The sequence below is a fragment of the Butyricimonas sp. genome (genome assembly GCF_019423355.1).
Lineage (GTDB): Bacteria > Bacteroidota > Bacteroidia > Bacteroidales > Marinifilaceae > Butyricimonas > Butyricimonas faecihominis.
Genome location: NZ_JAHZBP010000006.1, coordinates 168,087 through 194,692, shown reverse-complemented (window position 1 = coordinate 194,692; position 26,606 = coordinate 168,087). Strand labels below are relative to the sequence as shown.

The following is a 26,606-nucleotide window of genomic DNA, read 5'->3' as shown; positions in this document are numbered from 1 at the left end:
AATGACTCAAAATTTGAGAAAAATATCGACCTACTTGTTTGGATTACGTTTACTAAGAACCGGAATATCAGTTATAACATTAGTGTTGGCAGCGAAATTCTTTGGAATTAGTATTGGACGTGATGTGTGGATTTTGGTCTCTGCTTTTATTGCTACTGTAAATTCGGCTGTTTGGGGGCCAATTAATGAAACATTTCGTACAAAATTTATTTTTATTAGGGAGCAGGAAGGAGAGCCAGTTGCTTTAAGGAAGACAAGCGAATTACTTCTTCTTATGATATTTGTAACAATCTTGATCTCTATTTTACTCTTTATATTTCGTTATCCTTTGATGGGTATTGTTGCTCCTTCTTTAGCGACAGAGCATAGTGCTATATTTGTTAAAATGTTGTTTTTATTGCTCCCGACGTTTGTTATTAATCAGATGACAAGTATTGGGATTAGTGTTCTTAATGCTTATAATTATTTTTATATTCCGGAAATTGTTGGTTTCTTTTCTGGAATCGCAAATTTGATCTGTATTATATTTCTCGCTCCGGTGATTGGTATTTATTCATTGGTTGTGTCGCAATATATCAGCATTATTTTGTTATTGCTTGTTATTATGTATTATATAAGAACAAGACAAATCAATATTAGAATTCGTCTTTTTAGTATAAACTGGAGCGATGTACGTCCTTTTGTGTTATTTGCTTTACCATTCTTCTTACCTTATTTTGCTGGGCAATGTAGCGGATTATTGGAGCGTAGTTTGGCAAATTATTTGGGAGAAGGTGTCGTGTCGACATTGGATTACTCAAGAAAGTTTACAGATATATTGCAATCAGTGTTGTCAGGAATCCTCGCCTCGGTGATGGTTCCTGTTTTAGCCCTTCATTTTTCAAAGAGGCATTTTGAAAATTTTCGATGTGATTTGAAACAAAATATTCAAGTAGTATTTATAATTTTATGCTTGACAGTTCCAATTTTAGTTGGGGCATCTATACCTTTGTGTAAATTCCTTTATTTACGTGGGGATATGACATTACCCGTCGTGGAAGAGATTGCGGAGATAACTCGATTGTATGGAATATCTTTTGTCGGGGTTGCTTTTTATCTCTTATTTGGACTTACATTATTGGCACAGAATGAGGGGAAAAAGTATGCGTTTTATGGAATGATGACACAAGTTGGTATGATTATAATAAATTTGTTGTTATTCCGGTATATGGGAGTTTATACATTTGCAATTTCGTTGTTTGTAACTCATATGGTGGCAGCAATGTGGATGTTAAAGTTAATAAAACTGGATGTTCCTAGAGAAGTTTATTACTATTTTGTCAAATGCTTTTTATGTTTGTTATTGCTTGTAGTTCTTTTGGTAGGTTTAAATATTCTTTTGAAAGATGTAAGGCCTTTCTATAGCTTGTTTATTTCAGGTATGATTCTCGGTTTATTATTTATTGCTGTGAGTGGAATATTTGGATTTAATATCAGAAAATATCTGAAGAATTTAATGGGTAGGAAGATATGAAACGTAAAAAGAATTTAACTCTAATATTCAATAGTATTGAAGAGGAGCATTTGGGTAAAGATGTTTTTTTAACTCCGTTTTATTTAGGTCGAGTATTGGGATATGCAGTTAATATCGTATATGGATCAACAGAAACAAATAAAACAATGCCCAAGGAGTGGCGAGGAGTAAACTTACATCCTTTGCGGCAAAAAGGGTTGTTAGCTAAATTCTTTTATCTATTTTGGCATGCGTGGTCAATAGATTTATTGATGTTATTCCATTTTTCTTATGGAACATTATTGTTGGGATTGACATACAAGCTATTGCATCCGTCTGGTATCTTATATGTAAAAGCAGATGGGTTGGCAATTTTGGCACAAGAAGAACAATTATGTCGCTCAAATAATTGGAAAGTAAAGATTTTGTGTTATTGGTTTAAAAAGTTGTTGAAAAAGATTGATAAGATATCTATTGAGATAGAAGATGATTACAAACGTTTGTGTGAGCCTGTTTTTGGTATAAGTGTAAAGGATAAACTTACCCTAATGTTGAATGGATTTGATGAGGATATTTTAGGGAATTTGCATATGGAAGAAAAAACATTATCTCAAAAAGAGAATATTTTTTTGACAGTTGGACGTATTGGTTCTTATCAAAAAAATAGTGAAATGTTTCTTCAAGCATTAAAGATGATAGATCTGAAAGGATGGAAAGTTGTATTTATTGGACCAATAGAAAAGAATGAGAACGATTTTAGAGTGTATATCAATTCTTTTTTTCAAGATAATCCTCATTTGAAGAATGTGGTCTTGTTTACAGGGCCGATTTATGATAAAAAAGTTTTGTGGGAATGGTATAATCGTGCTAAAGTTTTTGTTTTTACTTCACGTTTTGAAAGTTTTGGAATTGTATTGATGGAGGCGTTTCGTTTCCGGGATTATATGCTTTCAACAAAAGTTGGTTTTGCGGAAGAAGCAATCTCGTATGGGTATGGTGATTTTTTGGAGCAAGAGGATGTAAATGCTTTGGCTGTTAAATTACAGGCGATAATTGATGAGAAAGTTCAATTAAAGGAGTCTGCAATGCCTTCTTCTACATTGTTTGAAAAATTTTCATGGGAATATCAAGTTTCTCAAAATTTAAAGTTCGATAGATAATGATAGATGTATCGATTATTTTAGTAAACTACAATACAATTCATTTATTAGTAAATGCGTTAGATTCGCTTTTTGAAAAGTGTAATGATATTTCTTATGAGGTAATTGTTGTTGATAATAACTCTTCAGATAATTCGCGTGAAATATGTAAAAGTCGTTATGGTGAGCGTGTATTTTTTCTTTCGTTATTGGAAAATGTCGGTTTTGGTAGAGCTAATAATGAGGGGATAAAAATAGCTAAGGGGAAAAATGTTTTTCTGTTGAATCCAGATACGATTCTATTGAATAATGCTGTGAAAATATTAAGTGAATTTTTGGATAACCATATAAATGTTGCCATTTGTGGGGGTAATTTGTATACAAAGGAATTGGAACCTATTCATTCATATTTGATGTATTTACCTTCTTTGTATAGTGAGGTCGACCAATTATTCGGGGAACGTCTATCATTTAGGCGTTATGGTAATAATCTATTTTTTAATCATACAGAGAAACCTTTGAATGTTGGATATGTGACAGGGGCAGATATGATGATTCGTAAATCCGTATTAGATGAAGCAGGGTATTTTGATCCGGATTTTTTTATGTATTTCGAGGAGACTGAATTGACTTTTCGTATTCGTAAAATGGGCTATGATGTAATGAGTGTTCCTGATGCTCGCATCATTCACTTGGAAGGACAAAGTGTTCAATTAAAGGAATATAGAGAAAATATGTTTTTGCAATCACGTCGACTTTATTTAAGGAAGACGTCTCGGAGTCGTATTATATTTTTACTTTGTCAAATAATTTATGGAATAAATGCTCTTATTCATGTCGTATATTTTTCATCTTTTCGTAAAGAAAGGGAATTACTGAAGATTTGGAAATATCGTTTGAAAAATTTCTAGTTAATGTATGATTTTGTTATTTTTCTAGTTACAAATCTTCTTGTATCTTTGTTGTAAAATTAATTGGGATGAAAAGTGTCGTTTTTTTGCTTCCTTGTTCTGCAAGTGTTCCTGTCGGAGGATTTAAAGTTGTCTATGAGTATGCTAATCGGTTAGCTGGGGATGGTTTTCTTGTCCATCTTGTTTATGCCGCCCAACTGTTTCCTGAAGAGCAATCATTTATATATAGATGCCGTCGTTGGCATTATTATTGGCAATTAAAACGGACTAAAGCATATCTACCTGATAGATGGTTTAGCGTAAATGAACAAGTAAAACAAAAATGGGTGTATTCTCTTGCACAACAAAATATTCCTATTGCAGATTGTTATATTGCGACATCATGGGAAACTGCGGAGTATCTGATAAATTATAAGGGGATTGATGTTAGTAATAAATATTATTTTATTCAGCATTATGAGAAGTGGAGTTGTCCCGATGAGAAGCGTCTGTTAGGAACTTGGAAAGCACCATTACATAAAATCGTAATTGCTCCCTGGCTAAAAGATATTGCAACTAGTTTACAGGAATCTGTTGATGTTGTTGAGAATGGTTTTGATTTTGATATGTTCGATATAACAATCGAAATTAGGGAGCGAGATCCGATGAGAGTTGTTATGTTATATCACGAGTTAGAATGGAAAGGTTTTCGAGATGCTTTTGAAGCTTTGAAAATCGTAAAGAAAAAGTATCCGACTTTAACGGTAAACTTGTTTGGTGTGTATGAAAAGCCTGTAGATCTGCCTGATTGGTATATTTATTATCAAATGCCAGACAAGGGAACTTTGAACAGGCTTTACAATGAGGCGGCTATTTATGTTGGTGCGAGCCATGCGGAGGGGTGGGGCTTGACAATAGGAGAAGCAATGCAATGTGGATGCGCTGTTGCTTGCACTGATAATGGAGGTTATATGGTAATGGCTCATCATCAAGAAACAGCATTGGTTAGTCCTGTGAAAGATGTTGAATCTTTGGCGGATAATATCATTCGATTAATTGAAGATCCCGACTTGCGTTGTCGTTTGGCAGTGAATGGCAATGTTAATATAAAGCAATATACTTGGGGGAGATCATATGAGCAATTAAAGCGAATTTTATTAAAGGAGGAATAGGATATTAAGTATTGAGTGTTATTGTAAATTATTATATTAGTAAAGTTTTGTAAATGTTTGTTTCCCGTAACTGGGGGTATAATTTCAGTTTTCCTTTTAAATAATTACTACTGATAGGCGTGTGTGAATATTATATTTTTAAATGATTTTTGACAAGACGTCTAACTTGTTAAGAAGTTGTTAAAAACAAAAAAACATCATTTTGTGACGCAACCTTTGATGTACTTTTGCATCTTGATTAAAAACAACACACACAACACTATTATTAATTATATGAGAATGAATAAAACATCTGAGGTCTATACGACGTAAAAGGGGAGCGAGATAAGAGGAGAGAGCGTATCCTGTTTATAAACACGCTAATATGAGATAGATAATGATGCTCATGTATGTGGGCAAGTTGGAGGTTTATGCCGTTTTAAATGGATCAAGGAATGAAAAAAATATTGATTATTGGAGGAGATAGTTTTATTGCCGGGCAATTTATAAGGAAATATGTATCAACGGATTCAATCACGTGTTACAGTCGCAGACCGACCGGGTACGAGAAAGAGATTGTTGTGAAAGCATTTCGAGATATGCCCGTTGAAGCATTTTCAGGGTTTGATGCGGTAATAAATTTTGCAGCTATCGTACATCGTCCGGAAGTGAAAGACCAAGAACTTTATGATGATGTGAATTATCGGATGGCTTGTTTATTAGCTCAAAAAGCAAAACAAGCTGGAGTAGGCCAGTTTGTGCAGATGAGTACGATAGCCGTGTTTGGTAGTGCCAGTCGAATTTCTGAGACAACACCGGAAAGACCACAGACTTATTACGGAAGTTCTAAGCTTAAAGCAGATAAAGAGTTAATGGCAATGAGCGACCGGGAGTTTAAGGCTGCGATTATTCGTCCGCCGATGGCATACGGGGGTGGAATGGCTCCGGGTAATATGTTGCGTTTGATTCGTTTGGTAAATAAGCATATTCCGCTGCCTTTCGGTTCTGCCCGGAATAGTCGTGATTTTATTAATGTAAAAAATTTGGTTGAGTTTATTCATTTAGCCGTGGAGAAAGAGGTTGAGGGTGTATTCTATCCGACGGATAAAGTTCCTTATTCTACGCGTAACGTGGTCGAGGAAATTTCTCGTCAATTGGGAGTACACACGGTAAATTTACCTTCTCCTTCTATATTCTTGAAACTGGTAGAGAAGGTTCGTCCTGATCTTTATCAGAAACTCTGGGGAGATGTGGTTATTGATCGTCAGTTAGCGTTAAGTGCTATCGGTTACGAGCCTCGTTATACTTTGGAGGATGGGATTCGAGAGATGGTTGAATCGTTTAAGCAACAGAAATGATAAATTGGATCTATGGATTTGTTCTCCTGCTCCTTTTCGTGCTGGAGAACATTTATTTTAAGATTGCCAAGAGATATAATATTTTGGATGTTCCTAATGCAAGGAGTTCTCATCATACAATTACCCTACGAGGAGGTGGGGTGATTTTTTATTTAGGGGTACTTGTACATGGATTGATTTTTGATTTTTTTGCACCTTGGTTTTTATGCGGATTGACGTTGGTGGCTTTGGTGAGTTTTATTGATGATATGCACCCGCTTTCTGCAAAGGTTCGTCTTTTGATCCAGACCTTTTCTTTATTATTGCTGCTGTTGCAGTTAGGAGTCCACGAGGTCTCGTGGGGATATGTGGTTGTGGCTTTATTTGTTGGGTTAGCCATACTCAATATATATAATTTCATGGATGGTATTAACGGCATTACCGGAGGATATAGTCTGGTTGCCATGTTGGCGTTATGGGGAATCAATGCGTTTGTTTTCCCGATAGCGCCGGCGGGGTTTATTCCCGTGGTGATACTATCATTGCTGGTATTTAATTTTTATAATTTCCGTTCTCGTGCCAAATGTTTTTCCGGGGATGTAGGAGCCATATCAATGGCTTTTATTATACTTTTTTTGTTGGGTGGATTTATAATGCATACCGGATACGTGTCTGCATTAGTGTTTTTGGCAGTTTATGGGGTGGATGGGGTGCTGACGATTATCCATCGTATCTTGTTGAAAGAGAACATCGGACAACCACACCGGAAACATTTATACCAGTTGTTAGCTAACGAGGGAAAGTTTGCTCATTTGCCTGTTTCTTTGATCTACATGGGGGTACAGGCTGTTGTTAATTTGGGGTATTTGTTGGTGTTGGTATATCTTCCCGAGTATACATTGATTTATTTTATTATTTCTATGGTGGTGCTGGTGGCTGTTTATTTGCCTTTGAGATGTAAATTTTATGCGTTACGAGAGCAAGTATGAGATTTGAAGAGACGTTATAGACTGAAAACTATAATAAAATTCGATTTTCGATTTTCGATTTTCAATTAATGCTGTATCTTTGTGGCCGATCCGGCATATAGGTTTATCAGGATTGATTTGTGAATCAAGAAAGATGAACCTGTGGGATGGTTGCATAAAAAACATTCAAAAAAAGTAATATGAGATTTTTAATTTTTATTGTACTTATGCTTGGCGTCACGGGAATTGCTTGTGCGCAGATGACCGATGCGCAAGTTATTGAAGCCGTGAAGTCCGCACAGGCTCAAGGAAAAAGTCAAGACGAGATTATTTTGATGTTATCGCAAAAAGGCGTCACGAAAGAGCAGGTGTTGAGAATCAAGGAGAATTACGAAAGAGAAAATGCAGGAAAGCAGGGAGGTTTGGCTCAAGAGAATAGAGAGCGTATTGAGACTATCTCGTTAGAGAATCGGGAGGTGGTGTTGGTTACAGAAGGGGATAAGAATAGTATTTTCGGGCGGAATTTGTTTAGTAATAAAAATTTAACTTTTGAACCGAGTTTGAATATTCCTACACCGGAGAATTATGTGTTGGGGCCAGGAGACGAGGTTATCATTGATATATGGGGAAATTCGGAAGCGACTGTTCGGCAGGTGATATCCCCGGAGGGGAGTATAAACGTATCGAATATAGGGCCGATTTATTTGAATGGAAAACGGATTCAAGAGGCATCTTCTTATTTAAAAACGATGTTTAGTCGTATATATTCAGATTTAGCGTCAGAAAATCCATCAACATTTTTGAAAGTGTCGTTGGGACAAATTCGAAGTATTCAAGTGAACGTGATGGGGGAGATTGTCATGCCCGGGACCTATATGTTACCCTCTTTGGCAACGGTGTTTCACGCGTTGTATGCGGCAGGAGGTGTAAATAACGTGGGAACTTTGCGGGATGTCGTGTTGTATCGGAATGGAAAAGCCTTTAAGCACGTGGATGTTTATGATTATATCATGAATGGTAATAATAGTTTTGATATTACTTTGCAGGATGGTGATTTGATTAACGTGGGTACTTACGAGAAAATTGTCACTGTGGCTGGTAAAGTGAAACGTCCGATGCGTTACGAGATGAAGGGAGAGGAGAGTCTGAGTAAATTATTGGAGTATGCTGGGGGATTTACTAGTGATGCTTACAAGAAGAATGTGAATGTGAGCCGTAAGGGAGATTCCGAGTTTCAAATATATACTGTAGATAACGAAGATTTTGTTGATTTTACGTTGGCTGACGGTGATTCTGTTATGATTGATCCGATCATAAGTCGATACGAAAATCGCGTAACCGTGACAGGAGCGGTATATCGTCCCGGAAATTACGCGATAAATAATTCCATAAAGACAGTGAAGGATTTGATAAACGTGGTGGAAGGACCGCGGGAAGATGCCTTTTTAAATAGAACTATTTTATATCGAGAGAAAGAGGATTTAAGTCAAGAAATGCTTGCTGTTGATCTGGGAAAATTGTTAAGGGGTGAGATCGACGATATTCCATTGAAAAAGAATGACCGTTTGTATGTACCTTCAGCAACAGAATTGCGGGGAGATTACGTGATTGACATTCGGGGAGAGGTGAAGAATCCTCGAAAATATCCTTTCGTGGATAATATGACGTTGGAGGATGCAGTGTTACAAGCCGGTGGTTTGTTGGAGTCTGCCTCTATGGTACGGGTGGATGTTTCCCGAAGAATAAAGTCTCCTAATAGTACGGAGGAAGCTCCGGCTGAGGCTGAATTATTTACATTTGGTTTGAAGAATGGTTTGGTTGTGGAGGGAGATCCTGAATTTACACTTGAACCTTTTGATGAGATATATGTTCGTCGTTCCCCGGGATACCGTGAACAGCAGAACGTGACAGTGAATGGCGAGGTTCTTTACCCTGGTGTATACGCAAAGCGTTCATCCAATGATCGTCTTTCTGATATTGTAAAACGGGCTGGCGGGGTTACTTCCAAAGCCTACGTGAATGGGGCTCGTTTGTTGCGTCGGATGAATGCTGATGAATTGGCAAGAGTTAGTTCTGCTTTGCAGTTAGCTAAACATTCCAGTCGTGATTCTTTAGTGATAGATAGTATGTCTTTGGAAAAGGTTTATTACGTGGGAATCGATTTAAAAAAAGCATTGGAAAATCCGGGAGGTGAGGCAGACTTGGTACTTCGTGAAGGTGATGTGTTGCACGTTTCTAATTACGTGAATACAGTTAAGATTAGTGGTGCGGTGATGCATCCTAATGCTGTAACTTATCACAAGAAAATGAAATATAAGGATTACGTGGAAAATGCCGGAGGGTATAGTGTTGATGCGAAAAAACGAAGGGCATATGTGCTTTATCCAAACGGGACGCTTGCCGTATGCAAGGGAAATCGTACAAAGATAGAGCCGGGATGCGAGATTATAGTTCCGTTGAAATCCATGAACAAAAATCGGATGGGCTTACCGGAAATTTTGAGTTTGGCATCATCAACGACTTCGATAGCGGCAATGGTTACTGCAATTCTTAACAACACGAAATAGTATGGAACAGGAAGTAAAGCAGGCAAATCAGATGCCACAGGAGGAAGAAATTGATTTGGTCGAGGTGGTCCGGAAGTTGTGGAAAAACCGGAAACTGATACTGAAGATTACAGTCGTGTTTATGGTACTAGGGGTATTCGTGGCCCTGTTTAGTCCGAAAGAATATACTGCCGGATGTACGATGGTCCCTCAATCCGGGGATAAGAAAGTCGGTGGAAATTTGAGTGGACTGGCATCCATGGTCGGAATTAATTTAGGTGGGGCTTCTGGTGGAGAAGTTTTATCTCCGACAATTTATCCTAAAATTGTGGCAAGTATTCCCTTTAAGAAGGATTTGATGGCGACCCCGTTGAAGTTTGAAGGGTATGATCAACCGATCACGTTATTGGATTATTATACAAAGGATGAGTACCAGAAATTTAGTTTGGGAGGTACAATTGCGAAATACACGATTGGTTTACCGGGAGTGATTATAAATGCAATTCGGGGAGAAGATACAACGATGATTTCTGCGGGGCAGGGAAGTGCGATTCAGTCTCTTTCAAAGGACGAGAAGAAGATGTCGGAGATGTTGAATGATATGATTTCTTTGAACGTGAATGATAAAGACGGTTACGTGCAATTGTCTGCGTCCTTGGGAGAACCTTTGGCTGTAGCTCAGTTGGCTGAACGGGCTCAAGAGTTGTTACAGACGTATATTACGGATTTTAAAATCGAGAAGGTGAAGTCAAATTTGACTTTCGTGGAGCAACAATATGATGCTGCAAAAAAACGTTACGAGAAGATGCAGGATAGTTTGGCTCGTTTCAGAGATGCGAACAAGAGTTTTTCTTCTGCCGTGGCAAAGACTCAGGAGGAGGCTTTAACGAATGAGTATAATCTTGCTTATAGCGTGTATTCCGAGTTGGCAAAACAGATGGAACAGGCTAAGATTGCCGTGAATGAAACCACACCGATTTTGACGATCGTGGAACCGGTTGTAGTTCCGATTGAACGTTCTAAACCTAAAAGGGGATTGATTTGCGTGTTGTTTACGTTCTTGGGAGGCTTTGCTGGAGTGGGTACAGTTTTGGCATTACCTTTCGTGGCTAATGTTTTTGGAAATGATAAATTGAAACGGTTTATAAAGGAATAAGTTTGTAACCGGGGATCCGGTTTTCATATTACAGGAGGTGTGTCAAATGTGTTGGCATACCTCTTTTTGTGAGAAGTTTTTTACCTTTGCGGTACGTAGGGACCGGGACGTGTGATAAAATATTTGATAGTCTTTGAAAATGATTGATTTTGAACAGTTAGCACGAAATATGAAGGGAGAAGTGATGACGGACTCTCTTCATCAAATGATTTATGCGACAGACGCATCGGCTTATCGGGAGATGCCATTGGCTGTTGTATATCCTCGGGATGCCTCGGACGTGAAGGAATGTATCAAGTTTGCCAGAAAAAATGGGATTACATTGATTCCCCGTGCCGCGGGAACTTCTTTAGCGGGGCAGGTGGTAGGGAATGGGGTGGTCGTTGATGTGTCCCGGTATATGAATCACGTGCTAGAGATAAATGAAAAAGAGCATTGGGTTCGGGTTGAACCGGGGGTAGTGCTGGATGAATTGAATATGCAGGTAAAGTCGTTGGGATTGTTCTTTGGGCCGGAGACTTCTACTTCTAATCGTTGTTGTCTGGGAGGAATGGTGGGAAATAATTCGTGCGGTTCTCATTCTTTAGTGTATGGGAGTACCCGGGATCATCTTCTGGAGGCAAAAGTTATTTTGAGTGACGGGGAGGAGGCTTGGTTGAAGGGAATGGAGAAAGATGAGGTGAGGAATAAAATGGCGGAAGACACGTTGGAGGGAAAGATATACAGGTGTTCTGTGGAGATGTTGGAAAATAATAGAGAGGAGATTATTCAACATTTTCCGGACCCGGCTTTGCGGAGAAGAAATTCTGGGTATGCCATTGATCAATTGTTGTACTCGGATTACTTTGATGTTGTTTATGAGGAAAAGTTTAATTTGTGCAAGTTATTAGCCGGATCAGAAGGAACTCTGGCATTTGTGACCGAGTTGAAATTGAATCTTGTCCCGTTACCACCCAAAGAAAAGGCGGTAATTTGTGTACATTGCAGGACATTAGAGGAGGCGTTTGAGGGGAATCTGGTCGCATTGAAACACCACCCGGTGGCTATCGAGTTAATGGATCAGAATATATTAGAACTAAGTAAAGGAAATATAGAACAAAATAAGAACCGTTTTTTCGTTCAAGGTGATCCTGCTGCAATACTGATTGTTGAGTTGGCACAGAAAAGTAGGGAAGAGGTGGATCGGGTGGCAGACCAGATCGAAGCAGATATGAAGATGCACGGGTATGGGTATCATTTCCCGCGAGTGTACGGGAGTGATATTAATCGGGTGTGGAGTTTACGGAAGGCGGGACTAGGGTTGTTGTCCGGAATGCCGGGGAATGCGAAGCCCGTGTCCGTGATTGAGGATACAGCCGTGGCTCCGGAACGGTTACCTGCTTATATGAAGGATTTCGGGGAGATGCTGGAACGACTGGGATTGAAGTGCGTGTATCATGCACATATCAGTACGGGTGAGTTGCATTTACGTCCCGTGTTGAATTTGAAGGAGGAGAATGACCGGGTGTTATTCCGGCGTGTGGCGGAAGAGACGGCTAAGTTGGTGAAAAAGCATCGCGGCTCTTTAAGTGGAGAGCATGGTGACGGACGTTTACGAGGGGAGTTTATTCCATTGTTGTTCGGGGAGAAGGTGTATGGCTTGATGCAGGAGACTAAAGCTTGTTGGGACCCGGAGGGTATTTTTAATGCGAGGAAGATTGTGAATACGCCGCCCATGGATACCTCTCTTCGATATGAGGTAGGGGATTCGAACGTGACGTGTCGCACTTATTTTGATTTTTCAAAGGAAAAAGGTTGGTTGTGTGCTATTGAGCAATGTAATGGTTCGGGAGATTGTCGGAAATCATATGCTTTTGGTGGTACGATGTGTCCGAGTTTTCGGGCTACGAGAGAAGAGAGTCATACGACACGGGCTAGGGCGAATACGTTACGGGAGTTGATGACTCGTCCGAAAACGAAAAAGATATATGATCAGCGGGAGATTTTAGAAGTGTTAGATACCTGTGTTTCATGTAAAGCGTGTAAATCAGAATGTCCTTCTAACGTGGATATTGCTCGTTTTAAGGCAGAGTTCTTGCAACAGCATTATGATGTGTGCGGGGTTCCGATGAAGGCTTTTTTGATTGCCCGTTTGACAGAAATTCAGCGTTTGGGTACGATCTTACCGTGGTTTTATAATGCCGTCGTTCGAAACCGGATGACAGGCGGGATGTTGAAACGAATGTTGCATTTTGCCCCGGAGCGGGCGATTCCTACTCTTTATAAGACCACGTTGAAGCATTGGCTTGGTCGTTATCGGCGAAAGAATAGGGGTGAGATCGTGGGAAGAGTGTTTCTGTTTGCCGATGAGTTTACCAATTACATGGACGTGGAGATCGGGATAAAGATGATCGAATTGCTGGATCGGTTAGGGTATGAGGTTATTATACCGAAACACGTGGAAAGTGGACGGACAGCCATTTCGAAAGGTATGTTGAAGGTGGCGAAAGGGGTGGCCCGGAAGAATGTACTGTTGTTGAAAAGCTGGGTTACAGAAAATATTCCATTGGTAGGTATTGAGCCTTCGTGTATATTATCGTTCCGGGATGAATATCCGGATTTGGTAGGAGATGATTTGAAGGAAGAGGCCCTGAGGTTAGGAAAAAATTGCTTGTTGTATGACGAGTTTTTTACCCGGGAGATTCGTGCCGGAAGAATACGGGCAGAACAATTTACTGATCAACCGTTGAAGATTATGTTGCATGGGCATTGTCACCAAAAGTCGTTGGCCTCCGTTGAGCCTTCTAGAGAAATGTTATCTTTGCCAGTGAATTATAGCGTGGAGGTTATTCCTTCCGGATGTTGTGGGATGGCGGGAGCTTTCGGGTACGAGAAAAAACATTACGAGCTGTCCATGAAAATCGGGGAACAAGTGTTGTTTCCAGCTGTGAGGGATGCTGGGGAGGATGTTTGTATTTCAGCCCCGGGAACGAGTTGCCGACGACAAATAAAAGATGGTACGGGGAAACAGGCATTGCATCCGATAGAAGTTTTGTACGAGGCATTGAAATGTACGAAGGAAAAATAACTTCGAATTTCGTCCTTCTTTCGTTTGATGTAAAGTATTAATGTTATATTTTTGAAGTTCAAATTTTTAATTTGACAAAAAGGTAGATGTGAGTAAAGAACTAATAAAATGAATATGAAAAATTTTGCACTTATTGGCGTGGCGGGATATATCGCTCCAAGGCATTTGCGAGCCATAAAAGACACGGGGAATCAGTTGGTAGCTGCTTATGACAAGTTTGATAGCGTGGGTATCATGGATAGTTATTTCCCGAATTGTGCTTTTTTCACGGAGATGGAGTTGTTCGATCGTCATTGTTCAAAATTGAAGAAGACAGCCGAACGGGTGGACATGGTATCAATCTGTACGCCGAATTATTTGCATGATGCTCATATTCGTTATGGTTTGCGTTTGGGGGCTGACGTGATTTGCGAGAAACCGTTGGTATTGAATCCTTGGAATATAGATGCGTTGGAGGATGTGGAGAAAGAGACAGGACATAAAGGGTACACGATCCTGCAATTGCGTTTACACGAGTCAATAAAAGCTCTGAAAAAGAAGATCGAGGAAGGACCGAAAGACAAGGTGTATGACGTGGATTTGACTTATATTACTTCTCGCGGAAATTGGTATTATACGAGTTGGAAAGGGGACGAGCGGAAGAGTGGGGGTGTTGCCACGAATATTGGGGTCCATTTTTATGATATGTTGTCATGGATCTTTGGTCCGGTGAAGGAAAATATAGTACATGTGATGAGTCACGACCGGGTTGCCGGATTCTTGGGATTGGAAAAGGCTCGTGTACGTTATTTTTTGAGTATAAATGCTGATAATTTACCGGAAAATGCCGTGCAAGGGGAGAAAAGAACTTACCGTTCTATCCGTATTGAGGGGGAGGAATTTGAATTTAGTCAGGGATTCACGGAACTGCATACAGAGAGTTATCGGAAAATTCTGGCAGGAGAAGGGTTTCGTATAGAGGAAGCCCGTAATTGTATCGGGATAGTTCATGATATTCGACACGCAACCCCAATCGGTTTAAAAGGGGATTATCATCCTTTGGCTAAATTGCCATTGGTGAAACATCCTTTTGGTTGGGGAAGGTGATAAAAACTAAAAGATAAAAGTTAGAAGATAAAAACTAAGGGTAAAAACTAAAAATAAAGGGAAAATGAAGATTATTGATAATGGGTTGTTAGATGAGGTTTCTCGGCAGGCCGCAGAGAGTCCGCGTTTGAGGATGAATTATAATTTTCACGATACGTTGGAGGCTAATGCTCAACGCTTGTTGAATGCTTTGGAGCCGGGGACTGAATTACCTGTACATAGACATTGTTTTACCGCGGAGACTTATATCGTGCTGCGCGGTGAAATTAACGTGTTTTTTTATGATGATGACAAGCGGGTGACCGAGTCCGTGACCTTGAATCCGTTGAAAGGTGAATATGGTATTCATATACCTGCCGGGCAATGGCACACGTTGGAAGTCGTGGAGAAAGGAACCGTGATTTTTGAAGTGAAAGATGGGCCGTACCGTCCGTTGGGACCGGAAGATAGACTTGATTAATTTTAGATTCATGATTTTAGATTTTAGTCGCACGAGCGTTCGCTTTGGACGAGTTACAGATTCTTTCTCCTCTAAATTCTAAACTCTACATTTTAAATTATTGTGTATGTATAATAAGTTATTAAATAAAAAGGCAAAGTTGGCATTAGTCGGGTTGGGGTATGTCGGGTTACCGATAGCACTAGAGTTTGCCAAGAAGATTTCCGTGATCGGTTTTGATATTAACGAGGAACGGTTGGCAAAGATGAGAAAGAAAATCGACCCGTGTAATGAGTTGGGGCCGGAAGCATTTGAGAATAGTGATATTTATTTTACTTCTTCCGTGGATGAGTTACGGGAAGCGTCGTTTTTTATTGTGGCGGTTCCGACCCCGATAGATAAGTTTAATCAACCGGATTTGAAACCCCTGCTGGCGGCATCCCGCACGGTAGGAATGGCCTTAAAGAAGGGAGATTACGTAGTTTATGAATCTACGGTCTATCCGGGTTGTACGGAAGAAGATTGTGTCCCGGTGTTGGAAGAGGTTTCCGGACTGAAAGTTGGAATTGATTTTAAGATCGGTTATTCTCCGGAACGTATTAATCCGGGCGACAAGGTTCATACGTTGGCTAACACGGTAAAGATTGTTTCAGGATGTGATGCAGAGACTTTGGAAACGGTGGCTAAGGTTTACGAGTTAGTAGTGAAACCGGGAGTACATCGGGCTCCGAATATTAAGGTGGCCGAGGCCGGGAAGATTATTGAAAATACACAACGGGATGTGAATATAGCTCTGATGAACGAGTTATCCATTATTTTCAGTCGTATTGGTATCAACACGTATGACGTGCTGGAGGCCGCGGGGACGAAATGGAATTTCTTGAAGTTTTATCCCGGTTTAGTGGGAGGACATTGCATCGGGGTGGATCCCTATTACTTGGTGCATAAGGCAAAAGAGCTGAAGTATCATCCGCAAATGATTAATGCCGGACGGTTTGTAAATGATTCGATGGGAGGATATATAGCCAAGAAGATTGTGAAGAAGATGATCGGGATGGGAAAGAATATCTTGGGCGCTCGAGTGTTGGTTATGGGGGTTACGTTTAAAGAGGATGTATCGGATATTCGGAATTCGAAAGTCGTGGATATAGTGAACGAGTTGAAAGATTTTGGTGTGGATGTAGATGTTACGGACCCGAATGCAGATTCCGAAGAAGTGATGCATGAATACGGTTTTAAGTTGATCGAGAAGCCCCGGGCAAATTATGATGCTGTCATCGTGGCAGTAGCGCATAAGGAGTACATGGAGCTGGACGAGGAGTATTTCCGTGGATTGACATACGAACACGCTGTATTGGGAGATATAAAAGGAATTTACAGGGGGAAAATTCACCTGATGAAATACTGGAGCCTATAAATAAAATGATAACTTCGCGTCAGAATTTAATGATATGAAAGGAATTGTATTAGCCGGTGGATCCGGGACCAGGTTATATCCAATTACGAAAGGCGTATCAAAGCAGTTATTGCCGATATATGATAAGCCAATGGTATATTATCCCATTTCAGTATTAATGCTGGCGGGAATCAAGGATATTTTAATTATTTCAACCCCGCAGGATTTGCCGGGGTTCGAGCGTTTGCTCGGTGATGGCTCCGATTACGGGGTTCATTTCACGTATGCGGAACAGCCAAGCCCAGATGGGTTAGCACAAGCATTTATTATCGGGGAGGAGTTTATTGGAAATGATTCGGTTTGCTTGGTGTTGGGGGATAATATTTTTTATGGACAGCATTTTACAGGAATGTTGTTAGATGCCGTGAAAGCCGCGGAAGGGGAGGATAAAGCAACTGTTTTCGGTTATTGGGTAAATGATCCTGAACGTTACGGGGTGGCCGAATTCGATCAAGACGGAAATGTACTGAGTATTGAAGAAAAACCGGAGAATCCGAAATCGAATTATGCCGTGGTCGGGTTGTATTTTTATCCGAACGAAGTGGTTCGTGTTGCTAAAGAGATAAAACCGTCCGCTCGTGGGGAGTTGGAAATTACTTCTGTGAATCAGACCTTTTTGGAGGCTGGTGATTTAAAAGTTCAGTTGTTGGGACGTGGATTTGCTTGGTTGGATACAGGAACTCATGATTCATTGGCTGAAGCTTCTAATTTTGTAGAAGTTATCGAAAAACGTCAAGGGCTGAAGATTGCTTGTTTGGAGGAGATTGCTTATATGAAGGGATGGATAGATGCGGAGCGTTTGAGGGCTGTGGCTCAACCGATGATCAAAAACCAGTATGGACAGTATTTATTGAAATTACTGCAGTAATTTCAATAAGTTGCAGGTTGGCAGGTTACAGGTTACAAGTTATTTATAGGTTATAAATTGTTTATGGGGACGGTTAGGTGTTTTGAGGATTTTAAGATTTGGCAGGATGCCCGTTTGTTGGTAAATCAGGTTTACTTGTACACTGCAGGAGTGAAGGATTATGGGTTTAATGATCAGGTTAGAAGGGCGGCAGTTTCGGTGATGAATAATATTGTGGAGGGGTATGAGGCTGGTGGTAATGTGATGTTTAAGAAGTTTTTGCAAATATCGAGGGGAAGTTGTGGTGAAGTCAGGAGTATGTTGTATTTAGCTAAAGACTTGAAATATATAGACGAAATAAAGGTAAACGGGTTATTGTCTGATTGTATGGTTTTATCTAAAGGTATCAGTAAATTAATTACTTATTTGGATGCCACAACCAGCAACTTGTAACCTGTAAACTTGTAACTAAAATATAGATGAAATAAAGGTAAACGGGTTATTGTCCGATTGTATGGTTCTATCCAAAGGTATCAGTAAATTAATTACTTATCTGGATAACACAACCTGCAACTTGTAACCTGCAAACTTGAAACTAAATTTTGAAGAATGAAAAATTTATTAATCACTGGCGGGGCCGGATTTATCGGTTCGCATCTGGTTCGGCTAATGGTAAACAAGTATCCGGAATATCGTATTGTCAATTTAGATAAGTTGACTTACGCGGGTAATTTAGCGAATTTGAAAGATATTGAGAATATGTCGAATTACAAGTTCGTGAAAGCGGATATTTGTGACTTCGAGAAAATGCGTGAGGTTTTTGCCGAATATGAAATAGATGGGGTAATCCATTTGGCTGCAGAGAGTCACGTGGATCGATCTATCAAAGATCCGTTTTCTTTTGCCCAGACAAACGTAATGGGAACGTTAAGCTTGTTGCAAGCAGCTAAATTGGCTTGGGAGGGTGATTTTGACGGAAAACTGTTTTATCATGTTTCAACGGATGAAGTGTATGGTTCTTTGCAACCAGATGGAGGTTTCTTTTTGGAGACTACAAAATACGATCCTCATTCTCCCTATTCGGCATCGAAAGCCTCTTCTGATCATTTCGTGAGAGCTTATCATGACACTTACGGTTTACCCGTGAAAATTTCTAATTGTTCTAACAATTACGGAACTTACCAGTTTCCGGAGAAGTTAATCCCGTTGTTTATAAACAATATTCGTCATAATAAGCCACTTCCTGTGTATGGAGCAGGAGAGAACGTGAGGGATTGGTTGTTCGTGGAGGATCATGCACGGGCAATTGATTTGATATTCCATAAAGGTAAAGTGGGGGACACTTACAATATAGGCGGGTTTAACGAATGGAAAAATATTGATCTGATCAAGGTCATGATCAAGGTTACTGACCGTTTATTAGGCCGTCCGGAAGGGACCTCCGAGAAACTGATCACGTATGTAACAGACCGGGCCGGGCACGATTTGCGTTATGCTATTGATTCCACTAAATTGCATGAAGAGTTGGGTTGGGAGCCTTCTTTGCAGTTCGAGGAGGGGATTGAAAAAACGGTAAAATGGTATTTGGAGAATCAGGATTGGTTGGATAACGTGACGAGTGGGGAATACATGAAGTATTACGAATCAATGTATAATCTGTAAATTGAAGTATGAAATTGTACTTAGTGGTACATTTTCAATTTTCAATTTTCAATTTTCAATTATAATGAAGGTTATTGAGACTGAAATAGAAGGTGTTTTTATGCTTGAACCGTGGGTGTTCGGTGATGATCGGGGATATTTCTTCGAAAGTTTTTCTTTAAAACATTTTGAAGAGAAGGTAAGTAAAACGGTGTTTGTGCAGGATAATGAATCTAAATCTAAATATGGTGTTTTACGGGGTTTGCATTATCAATTACCTCCATATACGCAGGCAAAACTGGTGAGAGTGGTGAAAGGTCGTGTTTTGGATGTTGCCGTGGATATTCGTAAAGGTTCACCGACTTTCGGGAAGTATGTTGCCGTGGAGCTGAGTGAAGAGAATAAATTGCAATTTTTCTTACCTAAGGGGTTTGCGCATGGGTTTGCGGTTTTGAGTGAGGAGGCGATATTTCAGTACAAGTGTGACGAGTATTATGCTCCGGATCATGAAGGTGCGATTTGTTACAATGATCCTGATTTAGGAATAGATTGGAGATTACCGTTAGAGGATATTATATTGTCGGAGAAGGATAAAAAGCATCCGAGGTTGCGGGATGCGGTATTGTTGTAAAAAGGAATTAAATGAAAAATTATTTATTTGGACCGAATGGATTAGCTACCAAGATTGTACACACGAGATACCTGAGTCGCTGGATCGTGATGGGGATTGACGTTGTGCTTTCAACTTTGGTAACGGTTTTTGCTTACTGGCTTATCCGGTTTGTCAGGGAAGAACCTATTGTTTGGTCGTGGGTTGCATATTTGGCATTATTGGCGGCGGTCATTAGTGCTTTGGCATTTGCCATATTACATGCTCATCGTGTCGTGATGCGTTTCACCACGTTACGGGAAACTTGGCGTTTGGGGATAGCGATGGCTTTGAAAGTGATCATTCTTTACCCTTTGATTCATGTATTCTACCCACAGGTATCTAATGAAAGATTGATTTTAGGGGCTTTGTTGGACATGATGACGACTACCGTGGTGTTGGTTTCCGTGCGAGTGGTGTTAGTGAGCCTGTATGACTTTTTGAAAGTTCGTTTGCATGGAGAACAAAAGCGGGTGTTGATCTTCGGAATGGATGATTGTTCTGCCTCGCTCAGTACGGCAGTTTCTAACAGTTTCCTGCCATCTTACAAGGTAACCGGGTATTTGACTATCGGAAAAAGATATAAGCATTACCGGTTATCCGGTGAATCAGTATACTTTATCACGGGAGAAGAAGGATTTAACCGCTTGGTAAAGCGTTTACGGGTGGATGGAATCGTGTTCCCGAATTATCGGACCGCTCAGGAGGAACAAAAACGATTGGTGCATTATTGTCAGAAATTGGGGTTGGAAATGTTGGTACTGCCTTCCGTGGAGGAGATGAGTGACGGGCAGTTGCCGCGTCCGCAAATGAAGGAAATCCGTTTGGAGGAATTGCTTGGGCGTGACGAGATAAAGATTAACATGAAGGAGATTGCGGAAGGATTGGAAGGGAAAGTCGTTATGGTTACAGGTGCAGCCGGTTCTATCGGGAGTGAGTTATGTCGTCAATTGACACGTTTTAATATCAAGCAATTGATATTTCTGGATTCGGCTGAAACTCCAATGCATAATATCCAGTTGGAATTTACGGATAAGTTCCCGAATACTTCTTTTGTGCCTGTGATCGGGGACGTGAGATCTCTTGATCGTATGGATTTCGTGTTCCGTAATTATCACCCTCAAGTGGTATTCCATGCGGCAGCTTACAAGCACGTGCCCTTGATGGAATCGAATCCCTGTGAAGCCGTGCGGGTGAACGTGTTTGGGACGATGAATGTTGCGGATCATGCCGTGAAGTATGGAGTGGAGCGTTTTGTTATGGTTTCCACGGATAAGGCGGTTAACCCGACGAATATCATGGGGGCCTCTAAACGTTTGGCCGAGATATATGTGCAAAGTTTAAGTGTGGCCATTCGGGATGGTCTGCAAGTAGGAACTACTCGTTTTATTACTACTCGTTTTGGGAACGTGTTGGGATCTAATGGTTCGGTAATTCCGAGATTCCGTGAACAGATTCGCAACGGGGGACCTGTTACGGTGACTCATCCGGATATTATTCGTTATTTCATGACGATCCCGGAAGCTTGTCGTTTGGTGATGGAAGCCGGAACGATGGGTATGGGAGGTGAGATTTATATTTTCGAGATGGGACGTCCCGTGAAGATTGCCGATATGGCAAGACGGATGATTGAATTATCGGGATTTGATCCGGGTAAGGAGATTTCCATTATCTACACGGGGTTGAGACCGGGAGAGAAGCTATACGAAGAGTTGTTAAGTAACAAGGAGAACACCTTGCCAACAGCTCATAACAAGATTCGGGTAGCGAAAGTCCGGGAGTATAATTATTTTGATGTTGTAAATGAATTGAATAAATTGAATGAATTGGCTGCTAGGGTAAATATCCCGGATATGGTGAAGATGATGAAGGATATTGTACCTGAGTTTGTCAGTCGAAATTCTGAATTCGAAAAATATGATAAAGAGTCCGTGAGTTGATAAGGGGGCTAAAGTGAGTGGGTTTTGAGAGGAGAAATCATAAATTTAAAATCATAAATCTAAAATTATATATGGCGAATATATTGATCACGGGTGCGAATGGACAATTAGGTACAGAGCTGAGAAATCGTAGCTTTTCTTTGCTGGATGACGTGTTTTACACGGATGTTGAAGAATTGGATATAACGAATTTTAAGGCGATATGTGCCTTTATTGAGACACATGATATTGACACGATCATTAATTGTGCCGCATACACGGCTGTCGACCAAGCAGAAGACGATGAGGAAAAAGCGATGAAATTGAATCGTGATGCCGTGGCAAACTTGGCCAATGCTGCCGTGAAACTGGATTGTCTGCTGGTCCATATCTCGACAGATTACGTGTTTGACGGGACATCGGATCATCCTTACACGGAAAAAGATGCTACAAATCCGCAGAGCGTGTACGGGAGAACAAAATTGGAAGGAGAACAGGCTATCAAAAAATCGGGATGTCTGTATATTATTATCCGTACGGCTTGGCTGTACTCCGGGTATGGACATAATTTCGTGAAAACCATATCCCGTTTGGCTTCTGAGCGGGACGAGTTGAACGTGGTGAGCGATCAGTGGGGAACACCTACTTATGCCGGAGATCTGGCCGAGGCTATTATTAGCATTATGGAACGGGATGATCTCCCGGAATTGGAGGGTGTGTATCACTTTACGAACGAAGGAGCTTGTACGTGGTATGATTTTGCCAAAGAAATCGTGGCGATTACAGGGGCAAATTGTAAAGTGAACCCGGTGACAACAGAGGAATATCCTTCTAAAGTAAAAAGACCTGCTTATTCAATTTTGGATAAGACAAAAATTAAGGAGACTTTCAATTTGGAGATCCGGGATTGGAGAGAAGCATTAAAAAGTTGCATGGCAACTTTTTAACGTGTATCTTCGCGGGCGTTTTTAGAAAAAGATAAATAATGATTACAGTTTCGGATTTAGAGATTCAGTTTGGGAAGAGAACTTTGTTCCGGGATGTGAATTTGAAGTTTACACCGGGGAATTGTTATGGAGTAATAGGTGCCAATGGTGCCGGGAAATCTACGTTCTTGAGAATATTGAGTGGTGATTTGGAGCCGACACGGGGAACCGTGATGTTCGGACCGGGAGAACGGTTGTCGGTATTGAAACAGGACCACTTTGCTTATGACGAGTGTACGGTTTTGGATACCGTGTTACAGGGGCACTCCTCTTTGTGGAAGGTGATGCAGGAGAAGAATGCGATATACATGAAGGAGGATTTCTCGGATGAGGATGGGATTCGGGCCGCCGAACTGGAAGAGCAGTTTGCCGGGATGGACGGATGGAATGCGGAGAGTGATGCGGCGAACTTGTTGAGTGGATTAGGTATCAAGGAAGATTTGCATTATTCCTTGATGAAAGATATAAGTGGAAAGCAAAAAGTACGGGTTTTGTTAGCTCAGGCCCTATTCGGGAAACCGGATAACTTGTTATTGGACGAGCCCACGAATGATTTGGACTTGGAGACGGTTATGTGGTTGGAAAATTATCTGGCCAATTACGAGAATACGGTTTTAGTGGTATCGCATGACCGGCATTTTCTGGATTCCGTGTGTACACATTCGGTAGATATTGATTTTGGTAAGATTCAGTTATTTGCCGGTAACTATAGTTTCTGGTATGAGTCGAGTCAGTTAGCTTTGCGTCAGGCTCAAGCTAAGAATAAGAAGGCGGAGGAAAAGAAGAAAGAGTTACAGGAGTTTATTTCCCGCTTTAGTGCTAACGTGGCAAAGTCAAAGCAAACCACGAGCCGTAAGAAAATGTTGGAGAAATTGAATGTAGAGGAGATTTTACCTTCTACCCGGAAATACCCCGGGATTATCTTTACCCCGGAACGGGAAGTGGGTGACCGGATTTTGGATGTTCGTAATTTGAGTAAATCTATCGAAGGACAGACCTTATTCCGTGATGTGGAGTTTACCGTGGAGAAAGGGGATAAAATTGCCTTTTTGTCACGTGATCCGAGAGCGATGACTGCCTTGTTGGAGATCCTTGCAGGAAATGAAAAACCGGATACGGGTAGTTTCACGTGGGGAGTAACGATCACGAATGCCTATCTTCCGTTGGATAATTCAGCTTATTTTCAGACTGATATGACTCTGGTAGAGTGGTTGGGACAGTACTCTGCAGATACAAGTGAAACGTTTTTGAGAGGATTCCTCGGGAAAATGTTATTTTCCGGGGAGGATATTTACAAGCGGGTGAAAGTTCTATCCGGGGGAGAGAAGATGCGTTGTATGATAGCCAAGATGATGTTGACAAATGCGAATGTCTTGTTATTGGATTCTCCGGCCAATCACTTGGATTTGGAATCCATTCAGGCTTTTAATAATACATTGGTGGCGTTTAAAGGAATCGTTTTAATGAATTCTCATGACCATGAGATCATCCAAACCGTTTGTAACCGGATCATAGAATTGACACCTAACGGAATGATAGATAAGCGAATGGATTTCGATGATTATATCACGAGTGATAAGATTAAAGAACAATTGAATCAGATGTACTGATATTCATTCTAATTGTCTCTGTGAATAAAAATATTCGAAAATCACACTAATTAGTGTGATTTTCGAATATTTTTTGTATGTTTGTATAAATAATAGAGGTGAATTATGAAGTGTGTATTAGTGACTGGCGGAGCTGGTTTTTTAGGGTCACATTTATGTGATCGATTAATAGAATCAGGTAATTATGTGATTTGTTTAGACAATTTTTTTACCGGTTCGAAGGAAAATATTCAACATTTGGTAGGTAATCCTAATTTTGAATTGGAGGAACGGGATATTATCTGGCCTTATATGAAGGGAGTGGATGAGATTTATAATCTGGCTTGTCCGGCATCTCCGGTACACTATCAATATGACCCGATAAAAACTATAAATACCTCTGTTTTTGGTGCGGTAAATATGTTGGAATTGGCGAAAGGGGTTAAGGCAAAGTTGTTACAGGGGTCTACGAGTGAGGTTTATGGTGATCCAGTGAAACATCCGCAAACTGAAGAATACTGGGGAAACGTGAATCCTATCGGGCTGCGTTCTTGTTATGATGAAGGAAAGAGATGTGCGGAGACATTATGCATGGATTATCACCGTCAGGCCGGGGTTGTGGTGAAAATTATTCGTATATTTAATACTTACGGACCTCGTATGGCTCAGAATGATGGGCGCGTGGTATCGAATTTTATCGTGAATGCCTTACAAGGAAAAGATATTGAGATTTATGGTGATGGAACCCAGACACGAAGTTTTCAATACGTGGATGATTTAATCGATGGTATGATTAGAATGATGGCCACGGAGGATAATTTTACTGGTCCGGTGAATCTTGGTAATCCCGGGGAATTCACGATGTTGGAACTGGCAAATTTGGTATTGGAGTTGACAGGGTCAAAGTCCCGAATCGTGTTTGGAACACTTCCGGAAGATGATCCTAGGAAGCGCAGGCCGGATATAACGTTAGCTAGAATGAAGTTAAGCTGGCAGCCGATGATCCCTTTGCGGGATGGGTTGGTGAAAACGATAGATTATTTTAAGTCTCAATTGTAATTGTTATCCTCTTTTCGCTTTTTCCCAAGTTCCTTTACCCTTGTGTTTTTTCAGATAGAAAAGTGCTTTCAATACGTTTAAATTCATGAACATGAAGTAGTAAGGGATAAATAGAATCTTTATTTTTATCTGTTTTTTGGCCATAATAGCCCCGAGACAAGCTAGAACGTAAAAGATAATTTGTAGGATGATTATGATCTTGTAGAGGGATGCTCCCTGTGCAATGACGAGAATCAAATTCAACGGGAATAGTAGGAATAATAGAGCGGGCGTAACCGACCAGCGTAGTACCCGGTGTGATATATATTGAAAGGAGAGGGTGCCATATTTGAACAGGTTGAGTAGTCCTTTTAGCCGAGCGATAGATTGTAAGCCCCCTGCTGCAATGCGTACTTTGCGTTTTTGTTCTTCGTGCATATCCGCGGAGCCGGATTCAATGGCGTAGGCCTTGTCGCAATAGGCAATTTTATAACCTTGCATGGCAATTCGTAGCGAGAGAATAAAGTCATCCAGTAAAGTGTCTTCGGGCATGGGGTTGAATAATTCCGTACGGATGGCGAATAATTCCCCTGCAGCTCCTACTGCCGAGTACAACTTGGAATCCCACGCTTTTAATTTTGATTCGTAGCGCCAGTAAAAACCTTCTCCACCTGAAACAGCGTTGTCTTTGTCCTTGTTTTCGATACGTTTCTCCCCGGCCACGCACCCCGTTTTAGGATTGGTGAAACAAGTCATAATTTCTTTTATCGATCCCACGTTGAGCATCGTGTTGGCATCTGTGAAAATCGTGTATGATGTTTTAATAAATGGCATTGCCCGGTTCAGGGCTGCCGTCTTTCCTCTGCGCTCGGGGGAAAAGAGAACCGTTACGTTCGGGTATGTGGCCAATAACATATTTGTTGAATCGGTGGAACCGTCGGTAACCCAGATCACGTGTAACTTGTCTTTCGGGTAATCGAGAGTCGCACAGTTATCCATTTTTGCTTTGATGATCTTTTCCTCGTTGTAAGCTGCTATAAGTAGCGTAACATCGGGAAGAGGTTCCGGAAGTGTTAATGGCTGTTCCGGGTGGAGTTTTTCTTTGATTTTGACAAGGATGTATAATAGGATTCCGTATCCGATGTATGTGTAGAATACGATCGAAAGAGCAAAGAAAAATGAAAATGTAAATATAGGCATGGTTTGGTTA

21 protein-coding genes are annotated in these 26,606 nt (G+C 40.7%); 20 read left to right on the top strand and 1 reads right to left on the bottom strand.

Translation table 11 applies throughout. The annotated features are described in order from the left end of the window. The first annotated feature begins 13 nt into the window (after positions 1 to 13). The 20 genes from QVC79_RS10155 to QVC79_RS10060 all read left to right on the top strand — a co-directional run bounded on the left by QVC79_RS10155 (position 14) and on the right by QVC79_RS10060 (position 25,417). Entirely contained in the window at positions 14 to 1,513 is a 1,500-nt protein-coding gene (locus QVC79_RS10155) for a lipid II flippase MurJ (protein ID WP_270592975.1), read from the top strand. Continuing rightward, on the top strand, positions 1,510 to 2,652 hold the full coding sequence (locus tag QVC79_RS10150) for a glycosyltransferase family 4 protein (RefSeq protein WP_270592977.1): 1,143 nt from the start codon (positions 1,510 to 1,512) through the stop codon (positions 2,650 to 2,652). Before QVC79_RS10155 ends, QVC79_RS10150 begins: the two co-directional genes overlap by 4 nt. After that, complete coding sequence (locus tag QVC79_RS10145; RefSeq protein WP_270592979.1) at positions 2,652 to 3,542, top strand: glycosyltransferase family 2 protein; 891 nt, start codon at positions 2,652 to 2,654, stop codon at positions 3,540 to 3,542. Before QVC79_RS10150 ends, QVC79_RS10145 begins: the two co-directional genes overlap by 1 nt. 68 nt (positions 3,543 to 3,610) lie before the next feature. Next, positions 3,611 to 4,693: a glycosyltransferase family 4 protein gene (locus QVC79_RS10140; protein ID WP_270592980.1), complete on the top strand. Its 1,083-nt coding sequence runs from the start codon at positions 3,611 to 3,613 to the stop codon at positions 4,691 to 4,693. Between the two features lie 434 nt (positions 4,694 to 5,127). After that, the gene (locus QVC79_RS10135; protein ID WP_270592981.1) at positions 5,128 to 6,030 is read left to right on the top strand and encodes an NAD-dependent epimerase/dehydratase family protein; all 903 of its coding nucleotides are present in this window, start codon (positions 5,128 to 5,130) and stop codon (positions 6,028 to 6,030) included. After that, positions 6,027 to 6,998, top strand: coding sequence for an MraY family glycosyltransferase (locus tag QVC79_RS10130; RefSeq protein WP_270592982.1), 972 nt, complete (start codon positions 6,027 to 6,029; stop codon positions 6,996 to 6,998). The genes QVC79_RS10135 and QVC79_RS10130 overlap by 4 nt, the downstream gene beginning before the upstream one ends. A gap of 179 nt (positions 6,999 to 7,177) precedes the next feature. Continuing rightward, on the top strand, positions 7,178 to 9,544 hold the full coding sequence (locus tag QVC79_RS10125) for an SLBB domain-containing protein (protein ID WP_270592983.1): 2,367 nt from the start codon (positions 7,178 to 7,180) through the stop codon (positions 9,542 to 9,544). A 1-nt stretch (position 9,545) separates the two neighbouring features. Then, positions 9,546 to 10,679, top strand: a complete 1,134-nt coding sequence (locus QVC79_RS10120) for a Wzz/FepE/Etk N-terminal domain-containing protein (RefSeq protein WP_270592984.1) — start codon at positions 9,546 to 9,548, stop codon at positions 10,677 to 10,679. A 139-nt stretch (positions 10,680 to 10,818) separates the two neighbouring features. After that, positions 10,819 to 13,746, top strand: a complete 2,928-nt coding sequence (locus tag QVC79_RS10115) for an FAD-binding and (Fe-S)-binding domain-containing protein (RefSeq protein ID WP_270593392.1) — start codon at positions 10,819 to 10,821, stop codon at positions 13,744 to 13,746. 114 nt (positions 13,747 to 13,860) lie between these two features. Then, on the top strand, positions 13,861 to 14,832 hold the full coding sequence (locus QVC79_RS10110) for a Gfo/Idh/MocA family protein (RefSeq protein WP_124317171.1): 972 nt from the start codon (positions 13,861 to 13,863) through the stop codon (positions 14,830 to 14,832). A 64-nt stretch (positions 14,833 to 14,896) separates the two neighbouring features. Further along, entirely contained in the window at positions 14,897 to 15,292 is a 396-nt protein-coding gene (locus QVC79_RS10105) for a WbuC family cupin fold metalloprotein (RefSeq protein ID WP_087422402.1), read from the top strand. Between the two features lie 106 nt (positions 15,293 to 15,398). Continuing rightward, positions 15,399 to 16,688, top strand: coding sequence for a nucleotide sugar dehydrogenase (locus QVC79_RS10100; RefSeq protein ID WP_124318135.1), 1,290 nt, complete (start codon positions 15,399 to 15,401; stop codon positions 16,686 to 16,688). Between the two features lie 34 nt (positions 16,689 to 16,722). After that, positions 16,723 to 17,595: a glucose-1-phosphate thymidylyltransferase RfbA gene (gene rfbA / locus QVC79_RS10095; RefSeq protein ID WP_270592985.1), complete on the top strand. Its 873-nt coding sequence runs from the start codon at positions 16,723 to 16,725 to the stop codon at positions 17,593 to 17,595. A 63-nt stretch (positions 17,596 to 17,658) separates the two neighbouring features. Further along, a complete protein-coding gene (locus tag QVC79_RS10090; RefSeq protein ID WP_270592986.1) occupies positions 17,659 to 18,027 on the top strand; it encodes a four helix bundle protein in 369 nt (122 codons plus the stop codon). A 156-nt stretch (positions 18,028 to 18,183) separates the two neighbouring features. Further along, on the top strand, positions 18,184 to 19,236 hold the full coding sequence (gene rfbB, locus QVC79_RS10085) for a dTDP-glucose 4,6-dehydratase (RefSeq protein WP_270592987.1): 1,053 nt from the start codon (positions 18,184 to 18,186) through the stop codon (positions 19,234 to 19,236). Positions 19,237 to 19,300: 64 nt separating this feature from the next. Continuing rightward, on the top strand, positions 19,301 to 19,846 hold the full coding sequence (gene rfbC, locus QVC79_RS10080) for a dTDP-4-dehydrorhamnose 3,5-epimerase (protein WP_151412164.1): 546 nt from the start codon (positions 19,301 to 19,303) through the stop codon (positions 19,844 to 19,846). 11 nt (positions 19,847 to 19,857) lie between these two features. Next, entirely contained in the window at positions 19,858 to 21,804 is a 1,947-nt protein-coding gene (locus QVC79_RS10075) for a polysaccharide biosynthesis protein (protein WP_270592989.1), read from the top strand. 71 nt (positions 21,805 to 21,875) lie between these two features. Continuing rightward, complete coding sequence (gene rfbD, locus QVC79_RS10070; protein WP_270592991.1) at positions 21,876 to 22,730, top strand: dTDP-4-dehydrorhamnose reductase; 855 nt, start codon at positions 21,876 to 21,878, stop codon at positions 22,728 to 22,730. A gap of 38 nt (positions 22,731 to 22,768) precedes the next feature. After that, positions 22,769 to 24,379: an ABC-F family ATP-binding cassette domain-containing protein gene (locus QVC79_RS10065; protein ID WP_087422394.1), complete on the top strand. Its 1,611-nt coding sequence runs from the start codon at positions 22,769 to 22,771 to the stop codon at positions 24,377 to 24,379. A gap of 105 nt (positions 24,380 to 24,484) precedes the next feature. Further along, the gene (locus QVC79_RS10060) at positions 24,485 to 25,417 is read left to right on the top strand and encodes a UDP-glucuronic acid decarboxylase family protein (protein ID WP_124317495.1); all 933 of its coding nucleotides are present in this window, start codon (positions 24,485 to 24,487) and stop codon (positions 25,415 to 25,417) included. Between the two features lie 3 nt (positions 25,418 to 25,420). Here the strand turns inward: QVC79_RS10060 and QVC79_RS10055 are convergent, their stop codons facing one another. After that, on the bottom strand, positions 25,421 to 26,596 hold the full coding sequence (locus tag QVC79_RS10055) for a glycosyltransferase family 2 protein (RefSeq protein WP_270592994.1): 1,176 nt from the start codon (positions 26,594 to 26,596) through the stop codon (positions 25,421 to 25,423). Positions 26,597 to 26,606 lie beyond the last annotated feature (10 nt).

What these genes read in the sequence shown, in the direction of transcription:
- QVC79_RS10120 (WP_270592984.1), top strand. Translation starts at nt 9,546, where the DNA reads ATGGAACAGGAAGTAAAGCAGGCAAATCAGATGCCACAGGAGGAAGAA.
- QVC79_RS10075 (WP_270592989.1), top strand. Translation starts at nt 19,858, where the DNA reads ATGAAAAATTATTTATTTGGACCGAATGGATTAGCTACCAAGATTGTA.
- rfbD (WP_270592991.1), top strand. Translation starts at nt 21,876, where the DNA reads ATGGCGAATATATTGATCACGGGTGCGAATGGACAATTAGGTACAGAG.
- QVC79_RS10130 (WP_270592982.1), top strand. Translation starts at nt 6,027, where the DNA reads ATGATAAATTGGATCTATGGATTTGTTCTCCTGCTCCTTTTCGTGCTG.
- rfbB (WP_270592987.1), top strand. Translation starts at nt 18,184, where the DNA reads ATGAAAAATTTATTAATCACTGGCGGGGCCGGATTTATCGGTTCGCAT.
- QVC79_RS10115 (WP_270593392.1), top strand. Translation starts at nt 10,819, where the DNA reads ATGATTGATTTTGAACAGTTAGCACGAAATATGAAGGGAGAAGTGATG.
- QVC79_RS10105 (WP_087422402.1), top strand. Translation starts at nt 14,897, where the DNA reads ATGAAGATTATTGATAATGGGTTGTTAGATGAGGTTTCTCGGCAGGCC.
- QVC79_RS10065 (WP_087422394.1), top strand. Translation starts at nt 22,769, where the DNA reads ATGATTACAGTTTCGGATTTAGAGATTCAGTTTGGGAAGAGAACTTTG.
- QVC79_RS10135 (WP_270592981.1), top strand. Translation starts at nt 5,128, where the DNA reads ATGAAAAAAATATTGATTATTGGAGGAGATAGTTTTATTGCCGGGCAA.
- QVC79_RS10145 (WP_270592979.1), top strand. Translation starts at nt 2,652, where the DNA reads ATGATAGATGTATCGATTATTTTAGTAAACTACAATACAATTCATTTA.
- QVC79_RS10110 (WP_124317171.1), top strand. Translation starts at nt 13,861, where the DNA reads ATGAAAAATTTTGCACTTATTGGCGTGGCGGGATATATCGCTCCAAGG.
- rfbA (WP_270592985.1), top strand. Translation starts at nt 16,723, where the DNA reads ATGAAAGGAATTGTATTAGCCGGTGGATCCGGGACCAGGTTATATCCA.
- rfbC (WP_151412164.1), top strand. Translation starts at nt 19,301, where the DNA reads ATGAAGGTTATTGAGACTGAAATAGAAGGTGTTTTTATGCTTGAACCG.
- QVC79_RS10055 (WP_270592994.1), bottom strand. Translation starts at nt 26,596, where the DNA reads ATGCCTATATTTACATTTTCATTTTTCTTTGCTCTTTCGATCGTATTC.
- QVC79_RS10150 (WP_270592977.1), top strand. Translation starts at nt 1,510, where the DNA reads ATGAAACGTAAAAAGAATTTAACTCTAATATTCAATAGTATTGAAGAG.
- QVC79_RS10125 (WP_270592983.1), top strand. Translation starts at nt 7,178, where the DNA reads ATGAGATTTTTAATTTTTATTGTACTTATGCTTGGCGTCACGGGAATT.
- QVC79_RS10100 (WP_124318135.1), top strand. Translation starts at nt 15,399, where the DNA reads ATGTATAATAAGTTATTAAATAAAAAGGCAAAGTTGGCATTAGTCGGG.
- QVC79_RS10140 (WP_270592980.1), top strand. Translation starts at nt 3,611, where the DNA reads ATGAAAAGTGTCGTTTTTTTGCTTCCTTGTTCTGCAAGTGTTCCTGTC.
- QVC79_RS10090 (WP_270592986.1), top strand. Translation starts at nt 17,659, where the DNA reads ATGGGGACGGTTAGGTGTTTTGAGGATTTTAAGATTTGGCAGGATGCC.
- QVC79_RS10060 (WP_124317495.1), top strand. Translation starts at nt 24,485, where the DNA reads ATGAAGTGTGTATTAGTGACTGGCGGAGCTGGTTTTTTAGGGTCACAT.